The sequence below is a fragment of the Thermosynechococcus sp. PKX95 genome, from assembly GCF_031583295.1.
Taxonomy (GTDB): Bacteria; Cyanobacteriota; Cyanobacteriia; order Thermosynechococcales; family Thermosynechococcaceae; genus Thermosynechococcus.
This window is the reverse complement of record NZ_CP134171.1, coordinates 225144-246689: the sequence shown is the minus strand read 5'-3', so window position 1 is coordinate 246689 and position 21546 is coordinate 225144. Positions and strand designations below refer to the sequence as shown.

The 21546-nt window shown below is 54.9% G+C and carries 14 protein-coding genes, 1 tRNA gene and 2 pseudogenes; 11 read left to right on the top strand and 6 right to left on the bottom strand.

Features of this window, described 5'->3' with window-relative positions; all coding sequences use genetic code 11:
- Nucleotides 1-162: 162 nt before the first annotated feature.
- From ppsA to RHH81_RS01090, 4 genes are all read left to right on the top strand, one after another.
- The gene (gene ppsA / locus RHH81_RS01105; protein ID WP_310743253.1) at nucleotides 163-2601 is read left to right on the top strand and encodes a phosphoenolpyruvate synthase; all 2439 of its coding nucleotides are present in this window, start codon (nucleotides 163-165) and stop codon (nucleotides 2599-2601) included.
- Nucleotides 2602-2708: 107 nt separating this feature from the next.
- Entirely contained in the window at nucleotides 2709-3389 is a 681-nt protein-coding gene (locus RHH81_RS01100) for a HEAT repeat domain-containing protein (protein ID WP_206200698.1), read from the top strand.
- 5 nt (nucleotides 3390-3394) lie between these two features.
- Nucleotides 3395-4498, top strand: a complete 1104-nt coding sequence (gene cbiD / locus RHH81_RS01095; protein WP_310743252.1) for a cobalt-precorrin-5B (C(1))-methyltransferase CbiD — start codon at nucleotides 3395-3397, stop codon at nucleotides 4496-4498.
- Complete coding sequence (locus RHH81_RS01090; protein ID WP_310743251.1) at nucleotides 4499-4852, top strand: hypothetical protein; 354 nt, start codon at nucleotides 4499-4501, stop codon at nucleotides 4850-4852. It begins immediately after the preceding gene.
- Between the two features lie 34 nt (nucleotides 4853-4886).
- Here the strand turns inward: RHH81_RS01090 and RHH81_RS01085 are convergent, their stop codons facing one another.
- Nucleotides 4887-5570: a class I SAM-dependent methyltransferase gene (locus RHH81_RS01085; protein ID WP_310743250.1), complete on the bottom strand. Its 684-nt coding sequence runs from the start codon at nucleotides 5568-5570 to the stop codon at nucleotides 4887-4889.
- A gap of 94 nt (nucleotides 5571-5664) precedes the next feature.
- Here RHH81_RS01085 and RHH81_RS01080 point away from each other — a divergent pair.
- Nucleotides 5665-5751: transfer RNA gene (locus tag RHH81_RS01080), tRNA-Ser, on the top strand.
- Between the two features lie 60 nt (nucleotides 5752-5811).
- Here RHH81_RS01080 and RHH81_RS01075 read toward each other — a convergent pair.
- The 3 genes from RHH81_RS01075 to RHH81_RS01065 form a co-directional block, all read right to left on the bottom strand.
- Nucleotides 5812-6249 (bottom strand): peroxiredoxin, encoded by a 438-nt coding sequence (locus tag RHH81_RS01075; RefSeq protein WP_206200694.1) that lies wholly within the window; start codon nucleotides 6247-6249, stop codon nucleotides 5812-5814.
- A gap of 70 nt (nucleotides 6250-6319) precedes the next feature.
- Entirely contained in the window at nucleotides 6320-7345 is a 1026-nt protein-coding gene (locus tag RHH81_RS01070) for an ABC transporter permease (RefSeq protein ID WP_206200693.1), read from the bottom strand.
- 12 nt (nucleotides 7346-7357) lie between these two features.
- Nucleotides 7358-7585 (bottom strand): hypothetical protein, encoded by a 228-nt coding sequence (locus RHH81_RS01065; RefSeq protein ID WP_206200692.1) that lies wholly within the window; start codon nucleotides 7583-7585, stop codon nucleotides 7358-7360.
- A gap of 135 nt (nucleotides 7586-7720) precedes the next feature.
- Between RHH81_RS01065 and RHH81_RS01060 the strand changes: the two genes are divergently transcribed.
- Nucleotides 7721-8566, top strand: coding sequence for a lipopolysaccharide assembly protein LapB (locus tag RHH81_RS01060; protein ID WP_206200691.1), 846 nt, complete (start codon nucleotides 7721-7723; stop codon nucleotides 8564-8566).
- A 4-nt stretch (nucleotides 8567-8570) separates the two neighbouring features.
- Here RHH81_RS01060 and RHH81_RS01055 read toward each other — a convergent pair whose 3' ends face one another.
- Nucleotides 8571-9110 (bottom strand): peroxiredoxin, encoded by a 540-nt coding sequence (locus RHH81_RS01055; protein ID WP_310453140.1) that lies wholly within the window; start codon nucleotides 9108-9110, stop codon nucleotides 8571-8573.
- 102 nt (nucleotides 9111-9212) lie between these two features.
- On the opposite strand from RHH81_RS01055, the gene RHH81_RS01050 reads away from it, so the two are divergent.
- The 5 genes and pseudogenes from RHH81_RS01050 to RHH81_RS13055 all read left to right on the top strand — a co-directional run bounded on the left by RHH81_RS01050 (nucleotide 9213) and on the right by RHH81_RS13055 (nucleotide 20995).
- On the top strand, nucleotides 9213-12056 hold the full coding sequence (locus tag RHH81_RS01050; RefSeq protein ID WP_310744303.1) for a UPF0182 family protein: 2844 nt from the start codon (nucleotides 9213-9215) through the stop codon (nucleotides 12054-12056).
- A 437-nt stretch (nucleotides 12057-12493) separates the two neighbouring features.
- Nucleotides 12494-13363 carry a DNA methyltransferase gene (locus tag RHH81_RS01045; protein ID WP_310743248.1) on the top strand — a complete coding sequence of 290 codons (870 nt, stop codon included), beginning with the start codon at nucleotides 12494-12496 and terminating at the stop codon, nucleotides 13361-13363.
- Between the two features lie 311 nt (nucleotides 13364-13674).
- Nucleotides 13675-16221, top strand: a complete 2547-nt coding sequence (locus tag RHH81_RS01040; RefSeq protein WP_310743247.1) for a DUF559 domain-containing protein — start codon at nucleotides 13675-13677, stop codon at nucleotides 16219-16221.
- Entirely contained in the window at nucleotides 16218-18155 is a 1938-nt protein-coding gene (locus RHH81_RS01035) for an AAA family ATPase (protein WP_310743246.1), read from the top strand. Before RHH81_RS01040 ends, RHH81_RS01035 begins: the two co-directional genes overlap by 4 nt.
- Nucleotides 18155-20995: pseudogene (locus RHH81_RS13055) on the top strand (BPTD_3080 family restriction endonuclease). The gene RHH81_RS01035 and the pseudogene RHH81_RS13055 overlap by 1 nt, the downstream one beginning before the upstream one ends.
- On the opposite strand, the pseudogene RHH81_RS01015 reads toward RHH81_RS13055, so the two are convergent.
- Nucleotides 20942-21525 (bottom strand): annotated as a pseudogene (locus RHH81_RS01015) (IS630 transposase-related protein); the annotation flags it as partial. The pseudogenes RHH81_RS13055 and RHH81_RS01015 overlap by 54 nt on opposite strands.
- Nucleotides 21526-21546: the final 21 nt, after the last annotated feature.

Genomic DNA, 21546 nt, shown 5'->3' with positions numbered 1-21546 from the left:
CTGACTTGGGAATTGCGTGCAGTTAGGTGATTCACAGATTCACGATAGCAAAGGGAGCCAAAGACACTCAAAACTTTAACGGCTCAAGCACTGCTGTTGCATCCCCAGAGGGACAGCAAACGGCAATTTAATCAATGAAACTTAATGTTTGGGAGCATAACAATGACTCAATCCATCCCTAGACCAACCAGTGAAGTGACCCATCGGGAAACAGCGTTTGTTTTAGAACTGAATTCCTTGAGCTGCAAAGACCTGCCCCTAGTGGGGGGCAAAAACGCTTCCTTGGGGGAAATGCTCCAACAACTGACGCCCAAAGGCATTAATGTCCCCGATGGTTTTGCGACCACAGCCTATGCCTACCGTTACTTTATCCAAGCGGGAAATCTTGATACCCAACTGCGGCGGCTCCTTGAAGGTCTCGATGTCGAGGATGTCACAGAACTCCACCGCGTGGGGCAAGCGATTCGCTCGCTAATTTTGCACACGCCGTTTCCCCAAGAATTGACGGATGCGATTGCTGCCGCCTACCAAAAAATGTGCGATCGCTATGGCCCGAATACGGACGTGGCGGTTCGCTCCAGTGCCACCGCTGAAGATTTGCCCGATGCTAGCTTTGCCGGTCAGCAGGAAACCTACCTCAATGTCCATGGTCTCAAGGGCGTTCTCGACGCCTGTCATCGCTGCTTTGCCTCACTCTTTACGGATCGGGCGATCTCCTACCGCCAGATCAAAGGCTTTGACCACTTCAATGTGGCCCTGTCGGTGGGGGTGCAAAAAATGGTGCGCTCCGACTTGGCCTGCTCTGGGGTGATGTTCTCCATTGACACAGAAACGGGCTTTAAGGACACTGCCCTGATCACGGCCGCCTATGGCTTGGGTGAAAACGTTGTTCAAGGCGCCGTCAACCCCGATGAATACTTGGTCTTTAAGCCAACCTTGAAGGCGGGCTATAAGCCGATCCTGAAAAAAGCCCTCGGCACCAAAGAAATTCGCATGGTTTATGCCCTTGGCGGGACGAAGCTCACCCGCAATGAACCCGTGCCTGAGCCCCTGCGGAAACAATTTGCCCTCAGCGACGAAGAAATCCTCACCCTAGCCCGCTGGGCCTGCCTCATTGAGGAGCACTACTCTGCTTTGCGGGGAACCTACACCCCGATGGATATTGAGTGGGCAAAGGATGGCCTCACAGGTGAACTCTTTATCGTGCAGGCGCGCCCCGAAACTGTCCAATCCCAAAAAGCCACGAACGTGCTGCGCAGCTACCATCTTGAAGCAAAAGGAACGCTCCTTGCCACAGGTCGGGCAGTTGGCGAAATGATTGGCCAAGGCCGTGCCCGCGTCATTCTCAATGTCCGCAATATCGATCAGTTCCAAGCGGGGGAAGTGCTGGTGACCCACCGCACGGATCCCGATTGGGAGCCCATCATGAAAAAAGCCAGTGCCATTGTCACCGATCAGGGGGGACGCACCTGCCATGCGGCGATTATTGCCCGTGAGTTGGGCATTCCTGCGATTGTCGGTTGTGGCGATGCCACCGAAACCATTCCCAATGGTGTTGAGGTCACGGTCTCCTGTGCAGAAGGGGAAGAGGGGCACGTCTATCAGGGATTACTGCCCTTCCATGTGGAGGAAGTGGCTCTGGAAAATCTGCCGCGAACCCGCACCCAAATCCTGATGAATGTGGGTAACCCCGAGGAAGCCTTCAGCTTGGCGGCAATTCCCAATGATGGGGTGGGGTTGGCACGTATGGAGTTCATTATTGCTAACCACATTCAGACCCATCCCTTGGCATTGCTCCACTACGATGAGTTGACCGATGAGGTGGCGAAGCTGAAAATTGCCGAGCTGACTCAAAACTACACCGACAAGGCGGAATACTTTGTCGATAAGTTGGCTCAGGGGATTGGGGCGATCGCTGCCGCCTTTTATCCCAAGCCTGTGGTCGTGCGCATGTCCGACTTCAAAAGCAATGAGTACGCCAACCTCTTGGGCGGTCGCCAGTTTGAACCCCATGAAGAAAACCCAATGATTGGCTGGCGGGGCGCCTCCCGTTACTACGACCCCAACTATGCCGAAGGCTTTGCCCTTGAATGCCGCGCCATGAAGAAAGTCCGCGATGAGATGGGGCTGACGAACGTGATTCTGATGATTCCCTTCTGTCGTACCCCAGAGGAAGGACGGCGAGTACTGGCAGAGATGGCCAAACATGGGCTGAAGCAAGGGGAAAATGGTCTGCAAGTCTATGTGATGTGCGAACTCCCCAGCAACGTGGTGTTGGCGGATGCCTTTGCCGAGGTCTTTGATGGCTTCTCCATTGGCTCCAATGACCTGACGCAACTCACACTGGGGTTGGATCGCGATTCGGCCTTGGTGGCGCACCTGTTTGATGAACGCAATGAAGCGGTCAAACGCATGGTGGCGCAAGCGATTCAAACAGCGAAGGCCAAGGGGCGCAAAATTGGCATCTGTGGTCAAGCCCCCAGTGACTATCCTGAGTTTGCTCAATTCTTGGTGGCGCAAGGGATTGACTCCATTAGCCTCAACCCCGACTCCGTCCTGAAGACGATGCTGCAAATTGCTGAGGCTGAAAAACAGGTCTAGAGTGCACAACCCAGTGACAACGCCTAAGCTGAGGGCAGAGAATTGAAGCCGCGATCGCTCTGCCCTTTTCTGTGGGTGACGCAACCCAGTAGGATCAAAGGAATCAGGTGGAGAATATTGGCGTGGACACAGCAGCAATTCAGGAACTCATTACCTCGGCGGATGTGGGCGATCGCCTGCGGGGCATCAATCAACTGCGTAGCCTTGACCCCAACGATGCCTTTCGGCTCATTCAACCCCTCAGCCAAGATGAAAATTCCCGTGTCCGCTACGCTGCGGTGAGTCAAATTGCCAGCCTTGGGCACGTCAATCTCAATCAAGCCCATGACCTGTTGCGCGATCGCCTGCTCCATGACAGCGAAACGGATGTCCGTGCTGCCGCAGCGGATGCGATGGCTGCCCTACAAGTTCCCTTTGCCCTTGAAGATTTAGAAACGGCCTACCACAGTACCGATGATTGGCTGTTGCAGTTTAGTATCATTGCCGCCTTGGGTGCCCTAGGCAATCCTGCTGCTGTTGGGCTGCTCACGGAAGCCCTCAATAATCCCCAAGAATTGGTGAAATTAGCCGCCATTGGTTCCTTGGGTGAACTGAAACAACCAGAAAGCATTGTCCACCTGCGGCAGTTTGTCGAGTATCCCGATTGGCAAGTCCGCCATCGGCTAGCGATCGCCCTTGGCCAAATTGGCACTCCAGAGGCTCGCCCCCTGCTTGAACAATTAACCACTGATTCTGCGGAAGCGGTTGCCGAAGCGGCTCGCACTAGTTTGGCTCAGTTAACTACTTAACACCCGTGGGTTATACGCTACCAGTTTTTGCGGCGGCGGCGGCGGTGGCGGCATTGCGTTGCCTTACGGAAGGAACCTGTCCTAAGGAAGTCACCCTTGCGCTGCTACGCCCCAATCGCTGTGCAACCCTATCCATTGCCCAAGGGGCATCCTTAGATGATCAGCAGGCCTTAGCCATTACCTACAGTGAACCCAGTGATCCCCTTGATCTCACCCGCCATACCCCGATCTGGGCTTGGGTGCGCTGGCAAGACCCTGTAACGGCTCCCAAAATTCACATTGAGGGGGGCTTTGGGGTTGGGCGCGATCGCGCCACGGGCGAGGCAGCTATCTACCGCTATGCCCGCTTGTTGTTAACCACTAACCTGTTGCTCTATTGTCCTAAGGAGCGGGCGATCGCCGTCACGATTCTCCTGCCCCAAGGGCGAGATTTGGCAGAGCGCACCTCGAATGCGGCTTTTGGCATTGTTGAGGGACTCTCCCTACTGGGAACCACTGCCTTAGCCCAACCCCTCACAGCCTCGGAGCAACTGGATCGCTATCGCGAGGACTTAGCCCAGAAGGCAGCAAAATCTCCCATCCTCGTCTTTTGTATTGGCGAGAACGGCCTTCAGGTGGCGCAGCAACTCCAGATTCCCCCTTCCCTGTGTGTAAAAACTGCCAATTGGCTAGGGCCAATGCTGGTGGCCGCTGCTCAACACAAGGTTCAACAGTTGCTCCTCTTGGGTTACCACGGCAAATTAATTAAACTCGCTGGCGGCATTTTCCATACCCATCACCACCTTGCGGATGCTCGCCAAGAAATTCTCACCGCCTTTTGTGCCCTTGCAGGTTTAGACCCAGAGATTCTGCATCAGGTGTGGCAAGCACCAACGGTTGAAGCTGCCCTCAAATTTTTAGCAACAATGGCTCCCCAAGCCTTGCCTGAGATTCTCAGCCACATTGCCAACCGCATTGATGAGCGCGCCATTACCTATATCCATGCCCATTGTGCTGCTCCCATGGGGCGGTCATTACAGGTGGGATGTGCCTTGTTTGGGCGCGATCGCCAAATTGTTGCCATCAGCGAGGCAGGAAACCTAATTTTGACAAGGATTAGGCTATACTAAGTGAAAGACTCAATAAAATGTGTACCAGCACTTATGGGTACAAACTGCCATGTTCTTGATCGCGAAGAGGTCATTCGTTTTATCCCGAATGAAGATGATAACTCAAGAATTATTTACAAACACCGTAATACTGATATTACTTATCCAGGAGAATTTCTAAATCTTATTTTTAATGATGCTAGATTGATTCCACCATTAGTTAGAGGTTGCTCAGCAAGAGTTATGATGCTCGATAAGACGGGTTGGCATAAGGGTAGAGTGCGATTAGAAATTGTATTCTATCCCGATGAGGAAAATCCCAATATCAATGTTAGTGATGAACTGAACATTAACGAATATCTATCTCAGAGTTAGGGTTGATCTCATAGAAGCTAAGGAAAGCGGTCTACTAAGGATTGGGGTTTCTAAAGACGGTAAAAGATTGATAGCCAGTATCAATTAAGATATGCTCAAATAGTTCCTCTGCAATCAATTCATCAATAACTTGCTTCACGGGTGAGTTATTATTACCTTCAGCATCATACCAGCCATAGTAATCATGCAAAATAAAGTAGCCACCCGGTCGTAAATACCAAGGCACATAATTAAAAACATCCGCTTTGCACCCCTCATAACTATGATCGCCATCAATAAAAATGAGATCAACTAAACCGTCAATCGTGACTTCATCTGAACGGGTATTAATAAATTCAACATAGTTTTCAAGATTTGCTTCAAGAATTAATTCCTCAGCTTCCTTGGTTGGAAATGGATCAATTGAAAGCAGTTGTCGTTTTTTCGGCGCTTCAAATTCGTTGTAATTGATGTCAGGTCGCTGCTTATGTTGTTGTGGTTCTTGCCAGCCAATATCAATGAATCGTAGGGCACTTGCTAGACAGAGAGTTGAAAAGCCCTTAAAACGTCCAATTTCAATGATCCGAGTAGCGCGAATACTTACGGCTAGAGAAAATAGGGTCATTCCTAACCCCAGCTCTGAGCCACCAGCAACGAGTGCCTTCCGCATCAGGCCAAAAAAATCCCCAAAATAGCTTTCCATCTTTTGCTGGTTATGGGCTAGGGGTTCTGTTGTCATGAAATATTCTGGGCTAAAACTCATGGGAGTATTTCCGGCAGCGACTTCTTGTGGCTCTACCTTATCCTAGCTGAGGGTACAATATAGGATACTGGGAGAGATGGCAGAGTGGTCGAATGCGCTCGACTTGAAATCGAGTGTGGCAGGGATGCCACCGAGGGTTCGAATCCCTCTCTCTCCGTTGGATGAAAAAAGGCAGCTAGAACTGCTCTAGCCGCCGAAACATCACTCTTGGAAACCCTTACAGACCAAGATCTGCCAAAATGTCGGTGGCGTGGGTATCGGTTTTCACACTGGTATAGACGTGGGAAATAATGCCATTGCCATCAATGACATAGGTGACTCGCTTGGCGTAGCCGCCACCATCCACGTCGTAGGCCTTGATAATGGATTTGTCCACATCTGCCAAGAGGGGAAAGGGGAGGTTGTATTTTTCAGTGAACTTTTGGTGCGAGGTTTCGTCATCGGTACTCACCCCCAAAACGACAATCTCTTTGCCCTGATAGGCAGCATAGTTGTCACGGAAGCTACAAGCCTCTTTGGTGCAGCCGGGGGTGTCATCCTTAGGGTAGAAGTAGAGCACCACAGTTTTGCCCGCAAAGTCGCTGAGGGACACCGTATTGCCATGGGTGTCTTTGGCAGTAAAGGCAGGGGCGGGTGTACCAACGGCTAAAGCCATGGGGGATAACCTCCTAATGTTAAGTTTTATTACGTGCTTGTTCTTTATTTTATCGGCAGATGCCAAAAAGTTAGTAGTGGATGCGGGGGTCAATCCAAGCATTGAGCAAGTCAATGAGAATACTGGCGGCAACCACAATCACGGCAAAGAAAACCACAATGCCCTGTACGGTTGGATAGTCCCGCAGAGCAATGGCCTCGTAGAGTCGCTGACCCAGCCCCGGCCAAGAAAACGTCACCTCTGTCAACACGGCTCCCCCCAAGAGGCTGGCAAGGGTCAGCCCCAAAACCGTGATCACTGGAATCAAGGCATTCTTGAGGGCATGGTGAATGAGAATCCGATGCTCAGGGATACCACGGGCACGGGCGGCTTCCACATAATCGGCCACTAGGGTTTGCTTGAGATTCACCCGCACAATGCGCTCAAAGATACCACTGAGGACGATCGCCAGCGTCAACGCAGGCAGGAGCAAGTAACTAAAAGCAGTTCCCAGTTGGTGGAGATTACCATTCAGGAGCGCATCCAGCAGGTACAGCCCTGTGGGACCTTGGGGGGGTGTTTCCGTGATTGGGTAGCGGGTACCCAAGGGAAGCCAACGCAGATTCACCGCAAAGAGCAGTTGCAAAAGCATCCCCAGCCAAAAGAGGGGCAAGGCATAGGTGATGATGCCAAAGAGACGCCCTCCGATATCCCAAGCAGTGCCAGATTTGACCGCAGCCAGACTGCCAATGAGCACCCCTAAACCAAAGGCGATCGCTAGACTGACGAGGCCTAATTCTGCCGTTGCAGGAAAATGCTGAGCAATGATACTCGTGACGGCTTCCCCTTGACTGGTGAGGGAGGTTCCCAGATCAAATCGCAGGAGTTGCCCTAAGTAAGTCAAGTATTGCTGCCACAGGGGTTGAGCCAAGCCCAATTGTTCTCGCAAGGCTTCCTTGACAGCCACCGGGGCACGGGGACCTAAAATCGCATCCACGGGATCCCCCGGCGTGGCTCGCAGCAGCAAAAAGACGACGGTGACAATCGTCCACAGCATCAGCGGCGCAAGTAAAAGCCGCAGGAGCAGGTACCCCTGCAATGCACGCAGACGAGACATGAATTGCTCGAGTTATTCTTGAGGTGGGTTCGCCGCTCGCTGGCGATCGCGCTCAATCGCGGCCAAAAGACGTTTGGGATAGCTATCCGCTGCAATTTGCAGAATTTGATCGAGGGGCGTATCATTCATAAACTTGGTGGCGGCAGCAATGTACTCACGGTTGGGACAGCGATCGCCCAAGACACAGCCATTGACACAGGCCTCTGCACAATTGATGGTTTCTGGCGTTAGTTCACCCATGGCAGCTCTCCGAGGAATTGCTCAAATTTTAACAGGGGGAAGGTGGCCGACCTGAAAATTGGCCGTGATTCCCCTCGGCTCCTAGGCTAGAATCATACTGGCACTGGAAATGCTGGGCACCCTCAAGGAGGCACAATGCGCAAGAAGTGGCTCACCCTTTTGGTTTTGCTGTTGGGCGTGGTTCCTTTCATTGCCATTTCGGTGATGCCCCTGCTCAGCAGTGCCTTTAGCCCAGCGCAACCCACGCCAAGCCCCGTGACCAGTCCTGCCGCCACTGACAAAGTTGCCGAACTGCAAGCCCAAGAAAAAGGCTACCAACTGGTGCTGGAGCGTGAACCCAACAATGCCACAGCCTTAGAAGGGTTGGTGCTGGCTCGGCTGCAACTGATTCAACTGGGCAAAGGAGAAATTGCTAGCGTCATTGACCCCCTGCGCCGCTTAGCTGCTCAGCGCCCCGAACAAACAGATTATGCGATTCTGCTGGGACAGGCACAGCAGCAAACGGGCGATCGCGAGGGGGCTGCCCAAACCTTTCAGGGGGTTCTGGCCAAATCCCCCGGCAATCTCAATGCCCTGCGGGCTTTAGTGGATCTCTACTTGAAGGAAAATCGTCCCCAAGCGGCCATTGGCCTCATTGAAGAGACCCTCCAAGGGGCAGAGCAAGCCAACAAAGTCCAACCAGGGAGCGTCGATGTCACGGCGGTACAACTTCTCCTTGGCGATGTCTATATGGCGCAAAAACGCTACGATGAGGCGCTGACCCTCTTCCAAAATCTGGGCAAAGAAAACCCCAACGATTTTCGCCCGGTGCTTGCCCAAGCGATGGCACTGACGGAACAGGGGAAAAAGACAGAAGCTGCGCCTCTGTATGCCAAAGCCGTGGAACTTGCACCCGCCAAGTATAAAGATGCCATTCAGCAGGCGGCGCAGCAGGTGCAAAAGGAATCTCCAGCAACCCCTGAACCCCCGCCACAGCAATAGAGGCCTAAACTTGCTGTTGCAGTTCCTCTAGGCGAGCCAGTACCTCCTGACTGTGGATCGCGGGATTCACTTTGACAAACCGCTCGCGCAATATCCCCTCAGGATCGATGATGAAACTGTGGCGCAGCGAGACAAACCCCAACCAGGAGCCATAGGCCTTGCTGACGCGGCCATCGGGGTCAGAGAGGAGGGGAAAGGTCAAGCCTTCACTGTCACAGAAATCTTCGTGGGAGTCCACGGAGTCGGCACTGACGCCAATGACTTCAGCATTGTGGGCATGAAATTGCTCAATATCCCGCTGAAAGCGTTGGGCTTCGAGGGTACAGCCAGCGGTAAAGTCCTTGGGGTAAAAGTACAGCACCACCCACTTGCCGCGATAATCCTTCAGGGAAATCGGCTGGCCATCGACACTGCTGGGAAGAGAAAAGTCGGGTGCTGGGGCATTGAGGGGCGGCAATTCACCCCCGAGAGCCCAACTGGGAACTGATGGGCTCAGAAACAGAATCAAACTCAAAAGGGCAACAAGTAGTGAGCGCAAGAACATGGTTAAATCGCTAAACTGGCCTTAGGAAAGCATCTAGCTGCACTGTACCGTAGTTTTAACGATTTTTCGAGGTTGATGCCGTCACTCCCTCTTGTACAGTTGATGCCCCGCTGGCTGCGCTGGCTGGGTGGTCTGGTTCTAGCGATCGCCCTTGGGGTTGGCTTGTGTCGCTTCATTGCCGAAAGTCTCTGGTTTGATCAACTGGGCTATTTGGCGGTGGTCTGGCAGCGCTGGAGTGTCCAAGCTGTACTGTTTCTGGCGGTTGCGGGGGCATCGGCACTGTTCTATGGCTGGCAGCAACACTGGCTCCTGCGGCAACGCACCGTGACCCTCGAGCCCACCCTGACCGCCCAGAGTACCTATCGGGGGCTGGGGCTGTGGCGGCTTTTGTTGTGTGCTAGCGGTTTAACTTGGCTGCTAATTGTTGCTACTTACCACATTGGGGCGATCGCGCTGCAACTGTGGCAACAGCGTTCAGAAATCACCTTTAACAGCCCTCTGCTGCCGCAATTGAGTGTCTGGCGGGTGGCAGAGCTATCACTTCTAGTGGTGCAGAATCCTTGGCTACTCGTGCCGAGTTTGGCGGCATTGGTACTGGGGTTGTGGTTGCCCCTGCGCCTCTTTCAGGGGGTTGCAATTCTCTTGAGCGTTGCCATGGGGGCGATCGCCTGCCTGAGCTGGCCGGTGGTGCTCAAGGGACTGTTTGCCGCCAGTGATCCCCACACCGAGCCCCTCTTTCACCATTCGATGAGCTTTTACCTGTTTCAGCTGCCCCTGTGGGAATTGTTGCGCCTATGGCTGGTGAACCTCAGTGTTGTCGGCTTAGGGGGAACGGCCTTGGGTTATCTCCTTGCCAATGAAAGTCTCAGTCATGGCAAATTCCTCGGCTTCGTGCGATCGCAACGGCGGCATTTACAGGGCTTAAGCGCCTTTGTCTTTGCCACAGTGGCCTTTAGCTTCTGGCTAGAACGCTACAAACTTCTTTATTCGACCAATGGGGCTGCCTTTGGCGCCGGCTATACCGACGTCACTGTACGCTTACCCCTCTATGGTTGGCTTTCAGCCTCGGCTTTTGGCGTCGCCTGTTTACTGGCTTGGTCAGCGATTCGACGGGGCGGCGAAGGGCAGCGGCGGCTAGGACCGATCGCCCCCGGCCTCTTTGGCTTTACATTGGGCTATTTAGTGGTCATCCTGATTGCCGATTGGCTCCTGCCCACAGCCATTGAAGCGGCCATTGTTCAACCCAATCAACTGCAACGGGAACTCCCCTACATTCAACGCACCATTACCCACACCCGCGAAGGCTTTAACCTTGAAAAAATGCGGGTCGAACCCTTTCAGCCGGAAAATAACCTCAACGCCGAGATCATTGCTGCCAACGCCGCCACCACCCGCAATATCCGCCTTTGGGATACCCGCCCCCTTTTAGAAACGAACCGGCAACTGCAACAACTGCGCTCCTACTATCGGTTTCCAGCGGCCTTTTTGGATCGCTACTATCTCAAACTATCCCCTGAGCAAGACCAATCAGAAATTCGCCAAGTCCTCATTGCCGCTCGCGAAGTGGACTACAGTGCGGTTCAGCGCTTTGCCCGTACTTGGATTAACGAGCACTTGGTCTTTACCCACGGCTATGGCTTCACCATGAGTCCCGTGAATACCGCCGAAGCCAATGGTCTGCCCAAATACTTTGTCCGCGATATTGGCGATACGGGTGAGCTACTGGTCGATCCGCCGCAAATCCGTGAAAGCATTCCCTTTTTCTACCCCCGGATCTACTACGGTGAACTCACCCATACCTATGTCTTTGCCCCTTCGGTGGTTCCAGAGCTGGATTTTCCCCGTGGCGCCGAAAATGTCTATAACCACTACGACGGTACGGGGGGGGTTCCCATTGCCAGTTGGTGGCGGCGCTTGGTCTACGGTGTCTATTTTGGTGACTGGCAACTGCTGTTGACCCCCAATTTACGACCGGACTCACGGGTACTTTTTCGCCGCTTAATTCAAGAGCGGGTGCGGGCGATCGCCCCCTTTTTACGTTTTGACAGTGAACCCTACCTTGTGGTCGCCGATCCACGCTCTGAACAGGACATTGCCGCCAGTCCTAGCGCCACAGGGGTGAGCTATCTCTACTGGATTATTGATGCCTATACCGTCAGTCGCTACTATCCCTATGGCGATCCCGGCGAGCACTCCTTTAACTACATTCGCAACTCTGTCAAAGTGGTGGTGGATGCCTATAACGGCGATGTCACGTTTTATGTGGTGGAACCCGACGATGTCATAATTCGCACGTGGCAGCGGGTTTTTCCAACCCTCTTTCATCCCCTGAGTGCCATGCCCCACCGCCTCTACCGCCACATTCGCTATCCCATTGATTTGATGCAGGTGCAGTCGGAACAACTCCTGAAATACCACATGACGGATCCCGTGGTCTTTTACAACCGCGAAGACCTCTGGCAAATTCCCAAGGAGATCTACCGCGAAAAGCCCCAAGCCGTTGCCCCTTACTATCTGATTACCAAGCTGCCCATTGGCTACACTGAGGAGTTTATTCTGCTTGTTCCTTTTACGCCCGTGAATCGTCCCAACCTCATTGGTTGGCTAGCGGCTCGCTCCGATGGTCAAAACTATGGCAAGCTCCTGCTGTACGTCTTTCCCAAGCAAGAACTGGTCTTTGGCCCTGAACAAATGGAGGCGCGGATCAATCAAGACCCAATGATTTCACAGCAAATTTCCCTCTGGAATCGCCAAGGGTCAAGATCGGTGCAGGGCAATCTCCTCATTATCCCCATCGAGCGATCGCTCCTCTACGTCGAACCCATTTACCTCGAAGCCGATCAAAATCAACTGCCCACCTTGGCACGGGTCATTGTTATGGATAACCAGCGGATTGTGATGGCACCTACCCTAGAGGAGGCTTTGCAAAAACTGTTTCCTGATTAACTTTCATCGCAGAAACGTTGAAAGATAGTTTAATTGGTATTACTTCCGTAATGGGAGCACCTGATTTCTCATCAGCAGTGACAGATTCCATGGTTTCGGAGTGGGCTTTTCCCCTTGGTTGACTAAATGGCGAGAGGAGGGGTCTGTAATAACCAATCGACTGCTGGGCTTCAGCCTGTTATTTCACCGTCTGTCTCTTGGAAGCTAGTGCAGGCTGCCAGAATCCGACTCATACTTGTTGCAGAAATGCAGGTAAAAGCGCACTCACTTTCGATACTCAGGCCATTGTTCTGTTTGGGTATTTTGCTTAGATAGCAGGTTAAGTATGGGGTCTCTATGCTGTTTATCGTTACAAATTAAGTCCTTGCATACGTATCTACTATTGCAGTTTAATTACTGTTTAGCTTTCAAAACCACCAATCTGCAGACAGGACTTGATGGCCCGAAAAAAGAAGACCGAGACCAAGCGTCCGATCGCACCCTACGAGCATCGGGACAAAGCGCGCGTCAACAACCCGCCCGTTGGGCTGGTCACGCCCGAAACCGACCCCGACACCGGACAGCAGAAAAAGCGCTACGCCTACGACCCGCACCTCGACCCGCAACTGGTCTGGGCGGGCAAAGCCGAGCATACCTCGTTTGAAGTTCCTACCGTCTCCCTGCACGTCCACGAGCGCATTGACCCGCGCACAATTATCGAGGCGGTGCGCAAGAAAAATGGGCAACAGGAACCGGTGCAACTGGGGTTGTTCGAGGTCGAGCGCCAAGAACCCTTGCACAAGGCCGTCGAATTCTACCAACACAAGCACGACTGGAGCAACCGCCTCATCGCCGGCGACTCGCTGCTGGTGATGAACTCGCTGCTGGAAAAGGAGGGCATGGCCGGCAAGGTGCAGATGATCTACATTGACCCGCCCTACGGCATCCGCTACGGCTCCAACTTCCAGCCCTTCGTCAACAAACGCGACGTGAAGGACGGCAAGGACGAGGACTTAACTAGCGAGCCGGAGCAGATCCGCGCCTTCCGCGATACTTGGGAGCTGGGCATCCACTCCTACCTCACGTATCTTCGCGACCGGCTGCTTTTGGCGCGGGAACTCTTGACCGAGAGCGGCAGCATCTTCGTGCAGATCAGTGACGAGAACGTGCACCACGTGCGGGAGTTGATGGATGAGGTGTTCGGGGCGGGGAATTTTGTAAGACAAATATCTTTCCGCAAAACATCGCCTCTTGGGTTTGGAGAATTACCGAGAGTTCACGATATCATTAATTTGGTATGCAAAAAACAGGGAGGGCGTGAAATATAGGCAGCTTTACACGGAGAAGAGTCTTGATGAATCCTGGTTTGGATTCGTAGAGTTGCCGAGTGGAGAGGTAAAACCAATTCGTGCATTGTCAACCGAGCTTGACCAAATTGAAGGATCAAAGAGGCTGGCTTTGGGTGACCTCAAGTCTTCTGGTTACACCGAGTCTTGCACCTATGACTTTGAGTTCTCAGGAAGGATCATATCCGCACAAAGGAAAAGCTGGCGCACACATAGGGAGGGAATGCAACGCCTTATTACCGCTTGCAGACTATACGACACCGGCAACATTCCAAGATACAAGCAATGCTTTGATGATTTTCCTCTCCAGCAGATTGACAACCTTTGGAATGATACTGCCGCTGACCACCGACCTTGGCGACCTGGTGTTCGACCCGACCTGTGTGCGGAAGGGGACGAGGGTGTGGGTTTGCGGCTCCTCCCCGACCCTCCCCACGTGTGGGGAGGGAGAAGCCCTATCCCCCCGCGTGCGGGGGGATGACAGGGGGGCTACCCTCATCGCCATCGAAGACATCCACCCCGGCGACTACCTGCTGGCGCATGACGGCTTGCCCCATCGCGTCGTGCGCACGATACGGCGAATGTATCGCAGCGTGATGATCGGCATCCGGCACGACCTTAGCGGGCAAACCCTATGGCTTACGCCCGATCACAGGGTGTTGGCCCACAGACGACCGCACAGCCTGGGTGGACATTCCGACTGGTCCGGTATTCCCAAAGCGCTGCGCGGCAGAAGCAAAATACTCCGCAAGGAAATGACTCCGCCTGAACGGAAACTTTGGAAAGTCTTGCGAGGCAATGGGTTGGGCTTTACCTTCAGACGTCAGCACCCTATTGGCCCCTATATCGCCGATTTCTATTGCCGTGAAGCTGCCTTAGTGGTAGAAGTGGACGGCGCCATGGCTCATGGCACTCCGGCCGCCATGGAACATGACCGTGTTCGCGATGAGTTCATGCACGCGCTGAATCTAAAAGTGCTGCGTGTTCCCGCCGCAGAAGTAGAGCATAATCTCGAAGGGGTTTGCACTGCTATTGGACAGGCGTGTAAAGAGCAACTTTCGCCAGAGTATGCCCAGTGGATGGAGGCAGAGCAGATACAAGAGGGAGACATCCTGTTCCACGGTTCCGACCGCGTTCCCGTGCGCCTTGTGGAGGTGGTTAGAGACTTGTCCGAGGAAGAGGTTTACGATTTAGAAGTAGAGGACGCTCACTCGTTTATAACGGAAGTCTGCGCCGTACACAACTGCGGCAGCGGCACGACGGCCTATGTGGCCGAGCAGTGGGGCCGGCGCTGGATCACCTGCGACACATCGCGCGTGGCGCTCACCCTCGCCCGCCAGCGCCTGATGACCGCGGTCTTCGACTACTACGAGCTGGCGCATCCCGAAGAGGGGGTGGGCAGCGGCTTCAAGTACAAGACCGTGCCGCATGTGACACTCAAGTCCATCGCCAACAACCCAGAGATCGACGGCATCTACGCCCGCATGCACCCGGCCATCGAACAGGCGCTGGCAGACCTCAACGCCGCGCTCCGTCTCCCCTCTCCCGCTGGGAGACCCCCTGACGGGGGCAGGTGGGCCGGGGGTGAGGGCTATCCCCGTTTCAAGGTCACGCAAGGCGGCCGCGCCGGGCAATTCGTGGATTTTGCCGCGCCGGACAGCGCCACCTTCACTATGCCCGCCGGCCAGGCGGTCAAGGTCAATGAGCTGGTGGAGTGGGAGGTGCCCTTTGAGTTCCCTGCCGACTGGCCCGAAGCGGCCCGCAAGCCCTTCGACGCCTTCCACGCCGCCCGCCGCGCAATGCAAAAGGCCATGGATGAGGCGATCGCCCGCCATGCGCCGCAGGAGACGCTCTACGACCAGCCCTTCGTAGACCGCAAGAAGGTGCGCGTCACTGGCCCGTTCACCGTGGAGGCGGTGCCCGCGCCGGCGGTCAAGTCGCCGGAGGAGATTCTCGAAGCCAGATCCCAACCAGCCGACACATCCATCGCCCGCTCGGGCGAGACGCTGCGCCAGGCCGAATGGCGCGACGAACTGCTGCGCGCCGGCATCCGCGGCAAGGCGGGGCAGTACATCCGCTTCGCGCGCCTAGAGCCGCTGCCCGGCTGCCGCTTTTTGCACGCCGACGGCGAGACGCGCCCCAGCGACGAAGGTGCCGATTCGGTGCGCGAGACCGGCCCGGCCGACAGCCCGATGCGCGTGGTGGTCTCCTTCGGCCCTGAACACGCGCCGCTGGAACAGCGCCAAGTGCAACGGGCATGGGAAGAAGCCCAGCAGCTTGTCCCTAAGCCGAAACTGCTGGTCTTCGCCGCCTTCCAGTTCGACCCGGAAGCCGCCAAGGATATTGACGAGATGAAGCCGGAACTCGCGGGTATGCAGTTTCTGAAGGTGCAGATGAACGCCGATCTGCTCACCGACGACCTCAAGAAAAAGCGCGCCAGCAACGAATCGTTTTGGCTCATCGGCCAGCCGGACGTGGAAGTGCGTCGGGAGGACGACGACAAATACGTGGTCGAGGTGCACGGCTTCGACTACTACAACACGAAAACGGGCGGGGTCGAGTCGGGCGGGGCGGACAAGATTGCCGTCTGGATGCTGGATACCGACTATGATGGGCGCAGCCTCTACCCGCGTCAAGTCTTCTTCCCGATGGCGGGCGAGGGCGAAGGCTGGGCGAAACTGGCGCGCAATCTCAAGGCCGAGATCGACGAGGAACTGATTGAGGCTTATCGCGGCACGGTGTCGCTGCCATTCGAGCCGGGCGAGCACAAGCGCATCGCGGTCAAGATCGTGGACGACCGGGGGATCGAGAGTTTGAAGATTATGGAGATTGACACATGAAGATCAAATCCGTCCGCATTCGAAACTTCCGCTCGATAAAGGAACAGACTATCGAACTTGATGACTACACGTGCTTCGTCGGAGCCAACGGCTCAGGGAAGTCAAGTGTCCTGCATGCCCTCAACGTCTTCTTTGGTGAATCAGGGATACCCGGTCTCAACACGCGTTCGCTCAGTGAGGAGGATTTCCATGCCAAAAACACAACGGATCCTATCGAGATAACGATCACTTTTACAGACTTCTCAGAGGAAGCTAAGAATGAACTCCAGCATTATGTGCGCCATGATCAATTGGTTGTCTCAGTTGAGGCACAATTTGATCCTGTTGCAAACACAGCCGAAGTAAAGCAGTACGGTCGCCGGATGGTTATCAAGGATTTCGCGCTGTTTTTTGAAGCCGAAAAAGCTGGGAAAAAGGTTGCTGAGCTGAAGGATATATACACCAGGGTGCGAGAGAAGTACCCTGATCTTCCGCATCCTGGCACAAAGGATGCAATGGTCCAAGCACTTCGTGAGTATGAAGAAAAGCACCCGGAATTGTGCGAAGAACTCCCTAGTGCGGACGAATTCTATGGTGTATCAAAGGGTAAAAACCTTCTCGAGAAATACATCCAGTGGGTGTACGTGCCCGCAGTGAAGGAAGCGGCTAGCGAGCAGAAAGAGTCTAAGGACACAGCCCTAGGGAAGCTTTTGAGCCGCACGGTTCGGTCCAAAGTCAACCTCAAGGAGTCATTTGATCCCATCCGCAAGGAAATGCAGGAGAAGTACAGACAACTCCTTGCCGATAGTCAGGCACAGCTAACCGAAATATCTACAGCTCTGCGAAATCGGCTTGTGCAGTGGGCGCATCAAGACGCAACGCTTCGAGTGCAATGGTACCAAGACCCCGAAAAGGCGGTACGTGTTGATGAGCCTTTTGCTCAGGCCATTCTCGGTGAGGCAGGGTTTGAAGGGGAGCTTACACGTTTCGGGCACGGGCTTCAACGTTCGTTTATTCTCGCACTGCTCCAAGAACTCTCTGACAGAGACGACGCAGATCCACGGCTGATTCTCGCCTGTGAGGAGCCGGAGCTCTATCAGCATCCCCCACAAGCAAGGCATCTTTATAACGTGCTCGTGAAGCTGAGCGAACAGAACTCTCAAATCTTGGTTACAACCCACAGTCCATACTTCATATCAGGTGAGAGATTCGAGAGTGTCCGGATGGTCCGCAAGGTCAATGGTGCTTCGTCTATTACTAGGACCACCCATCAAGAGGTGGCAAATCAAATTGCGGCTGTGAAAGGCCAGCAACCTGTCGAACCGAGCGAGCAGTTGGCAAAGATCCATCAAGCACTCCAGCCTGAGCTCAGCGAAATATTCTTCGCGTCTAGGATCGTATTCGTCGAGGGGCTAGAGGATACTGCATATTTGACCACCTACCTTCACTTGCTCAACCGGTGGGATGAGTTCAGACGACTCGGCTGTCACATTGTCCCCACCGGTGGAAAAAGTCGGATGCTTCAACCTCTCGCGGTAGCCAGGTGCCTGCAGATCCCGACTCTCGCGGTACTGGATTCGGACGGCGACAAGCCGGACAAAAACGGAAGCAGGGAGCAACACCGCAGAGACAACAGCGCAATCCTCAAGTTATGCGGTGTATCTGATCCTGAGCCGTTCCCGACCAGTACGTTCTGGGGAGCCGCTGTAGTCATGTGGTCCTCAGACATCGGGCAGGTGGTTGAGCAAGAGATTGGAAAAGAGAACTGGGATGAGTTTCGATCTGAGGCAGATGCTAAATACGGGTCTGCCGGGAATCTACAGAAGAACGCGTTGCACATTGCATCGAGACTCCAGATAGCTTGGGATGCTGGCAAGAAATCGGATTCTCTCGAGAAGCTTTGCAATAAGATCATGGAGTTTGCTAATAAGAATGAAAATAGAGAGGAAAATTGATGCCCAGCACCACCATTGACCGCCTGATCATCAACTCGCCCTACGAGGAGCCGCAGCGGCACTGGCGTTACGACCGCGAGACGCGTATTTTCGAATTGGTGGAGGGCCGCCGCCCGGCGGGGTACGTGGTGGCGACGCCCGGCTCAAAAGCCTTCGATGACCCGGGCATCTTCGTCGAGATTCCGCTGGTCAACCAGATCCGCCCGCGCGTCAAGGCCTGGCGCGAGGCGGGCTATCCGGGCGTCACCAGCATCACCAAGCGGCTGCTGGAACATTGGACCGACCCCGAAAACTTTGACCGGCGGCGCTTCTTCTTCTGCCAGCTGGAGGCGGTGGAGACGCTCATCTGGCTGACCGAGGCCGCCCCCGCTGAGCGCACCGGCATCGAAATCCCCGGCGATGGCGGCGAGTACATCCGCCAATGCTGCAAGATGGCCACCGGTTCGGGCAAGACCATCGTCATGGCCTTGGTCATCGCCTGGCAGGTCCTGAACAAGGTGGCCAACCCGCAGGATGCCCGTTTCTCCAAAAACGTGCTGGTCATCGCCCCGGGGCTGACGGTCAAAAAGCGTCTGGAAGTGCTTTACCCCGCCGCGGACGGCAATTACTACGAAGCCCTCGTCCTTGCTCGAGAAATTGCGCCAAGGCAAAGTGCTGGTGCGCAACTGGCACGCCCTCGCCTGGGAGAGCGAAGAACAGATCAAGAAACGCAAGTCTGTGGACAAACGCGGGGTCAAAAGCGACGAGGCCTATACCCGCGAGGTGCTGGGCGAGATGGCCAATGCGCGCAACCTTCTGGTCATCAACGACGAGGCTCACCACGCCTGGCGTGTGAACTGGGAGGCGGAAGGAAAGTATTTGCGGCAGCGGGATCTCAAGGATAGCGCCGCGGAGGCCACGGTGTGGATCGGCGGGCTGGATCGCCTGCACCGCTCGCGGGGCATCCTCAGGTGCTATGATTTTTCCGCTACTCCCTTCACGCCTTCGGGCAAAAAGAGCAGCGAAGAGGCGCTCTTCGACTGGATCGTTAGCGACTTCGGCTTGAATGACGCCATCGAGTCTGGCCTAGTCAAGACCCCGCGCGTGGTGGTGCGCGACGATGCTGTCCCCGACGCTAAAACCTACAAGTCGCGCCTCTATCACATTTACAACGACCCGGACGTGAAAGACGACCTGAACCGCCGCGCCGAACCACACGAACCGCTGCCCGACCTAGTGCTGAACGCCTACTACCTTTTAGGCTACGATTGGTGCGAGACGTGGAAGGCATGGAAGACAGCCGGAGTGCCCGTTCCGCCGGTGATGATCACCGTCTGCAACCGCACCGAGACCGCGGCGCGCGTGAAGCACGCCTTCGATTCGCGGCGCATCCACATCGATGAACTGTGCGACCCAGAGCGCATCCTGCATATCGACTCGAAGGTGCTCGATGAGGCGGAAGCGAAAGAAGAGTTTTTCGTTTCGAGTGGTCAGTTTGTCGAAGATGAAGAAGGGGTCGAGGCAACGGCAGAAAACGCAAAACCAGCAACTCAAAACGCAAAACTCACCAAGGCCCAGCAGGCCAGCGCTTGCGCCAGATGGTGGACACGGTGGGCAAGGTGGGACAGCCGGGCGAGAGAATCCAAAACGTCATCTCCGTCGGCATGCTCTCCGAGGGCTGGGATGCCAAGACGGTGACGCACATCATGGGACTGCGGGCGTTCACGTCGCAGCTGCTGTGCGAGCAGGTGGTCGGTCGCGGCTTGCGGCGCACTTCGTACGAAGTCAACCCGGAAACGGGGCTGTTCGAGCCGGAATACGTCAACATCTTCGGCGTGCCCTTCACCTTCTTGCCCCACGAAGGCGGCGAGAACGACCCGCCACCGCCGCCCACGCCCAAGACCGCCGTTGAGCCAGACCCGGCCAAGGCACAGCTCGAGATCCGCTGGCCGAATGTGGTGCGCATCGAGCGCGTCTTTCAACCGACGCTGACCTTGGACTGGTCGAAGGTGCGACCATTGGAACTGGACGCGGCGCAGACAGCGAAGGTCGCCGAGCTGGCGCCGATCCTCGAAGGCAAGCCAGACATCACCCGGATCAACCGCATCAAGTTGGAGCGGCTGGCGGGGAAATTCCGCACCCAACGCATCATTTTCGAGACGGTGCGCGATGTCTTTGACCAAATGCAGACCGCTTGGAAAGGCAGCCGCGAAGTATTATTGGCGCAATTGATTCGCATCGTCGAGCAATTCATCCGCTCCGACCGTATTCATATTACGCCACCGCTTTTTTATCAGGACGAATTGCGCCGACGGCTGATCATCACGCTGAACCTGTCGCGGGTGGTGCAGCATATATGGGAGGCGGTTCGGCAGGAGAACACCGATCGCATCGAGCCGGTCTTCGACCGCGATCATCCTATCCGCTCCACAGGCGAGATGCGCACTTGGTACACGGGCAAGCCCTGCGAGCGCACGAAGAAATCCCATATCAACGTCTGCGTGTACGACAGCACATGGGAAGCGTCCGACGCCTTCGCGCTCGACAACAGTGACGCGGTGGCTGCCTAGGCCAAGAATGACCACCTAGGCTTCGAAGTGCTCTACGTTTATCGCGGTGTGGTGCGCAAGTACCGGCCTGATTTCCTGGTGCGGCTGAAGAACGGTGATCATCTGATTCTAGAAACAAAGGGTCAGGATGCGGAGCAGGACGAGGTGAAGCGTCAGTATCTTGCAGAGTGGTGCGAAGCTGTGAACGCGCACGGTGGCTTCGGGCGATGGCGCGCGGAAGTAGCGAAGACGCCCGGTGAGATTACTGAAGTCGTGCTCAATCACATTCAAATCAGGAGAGTATTTCGGTAAAAATAACACCTCGTGACCCGCCGCTTTCACCACTGCCTGAATCGCCCCTTTCGGATGAATCGGTGCATTATCCATCATCAACAACGACGGTCTCTTTAACGCCGGCAAACAGTACTGACTCAACCAACTCACATAACGCATTCAAATATCCTGAAAACAGCATTGGGGCGATGAAGTCTTTCTGGTATCTATACCGTCCTGCGACTAAACTCTCTCTTTTCTGACGCTTCCCCGCTCGCTCTCCATCAATTCGTTGGCCTCGCGCTGACCACCCATACTCAGACTCCACTCGATCGCTGGGCACGGTCGATTAAACGGTCATCGGGATGGGTAGCAACATCCGCTGCTAAGGCCGCCCAATCCAGTTTCCAAGGACGACGGGGGACAACCGTGGGCGCTAAGTCCTCTCGCTTCAGCCAGCGATGGATGGTGGCGCGACTGACCTGAAAAATTTGAGTCGCTTCACTGATTTTGCCACCTTGCTTGATATAGGAGACAACCCGCTCTCGTAAGTCCAAGCTATAGCTCATATTCTTGAGTAACATTCATGA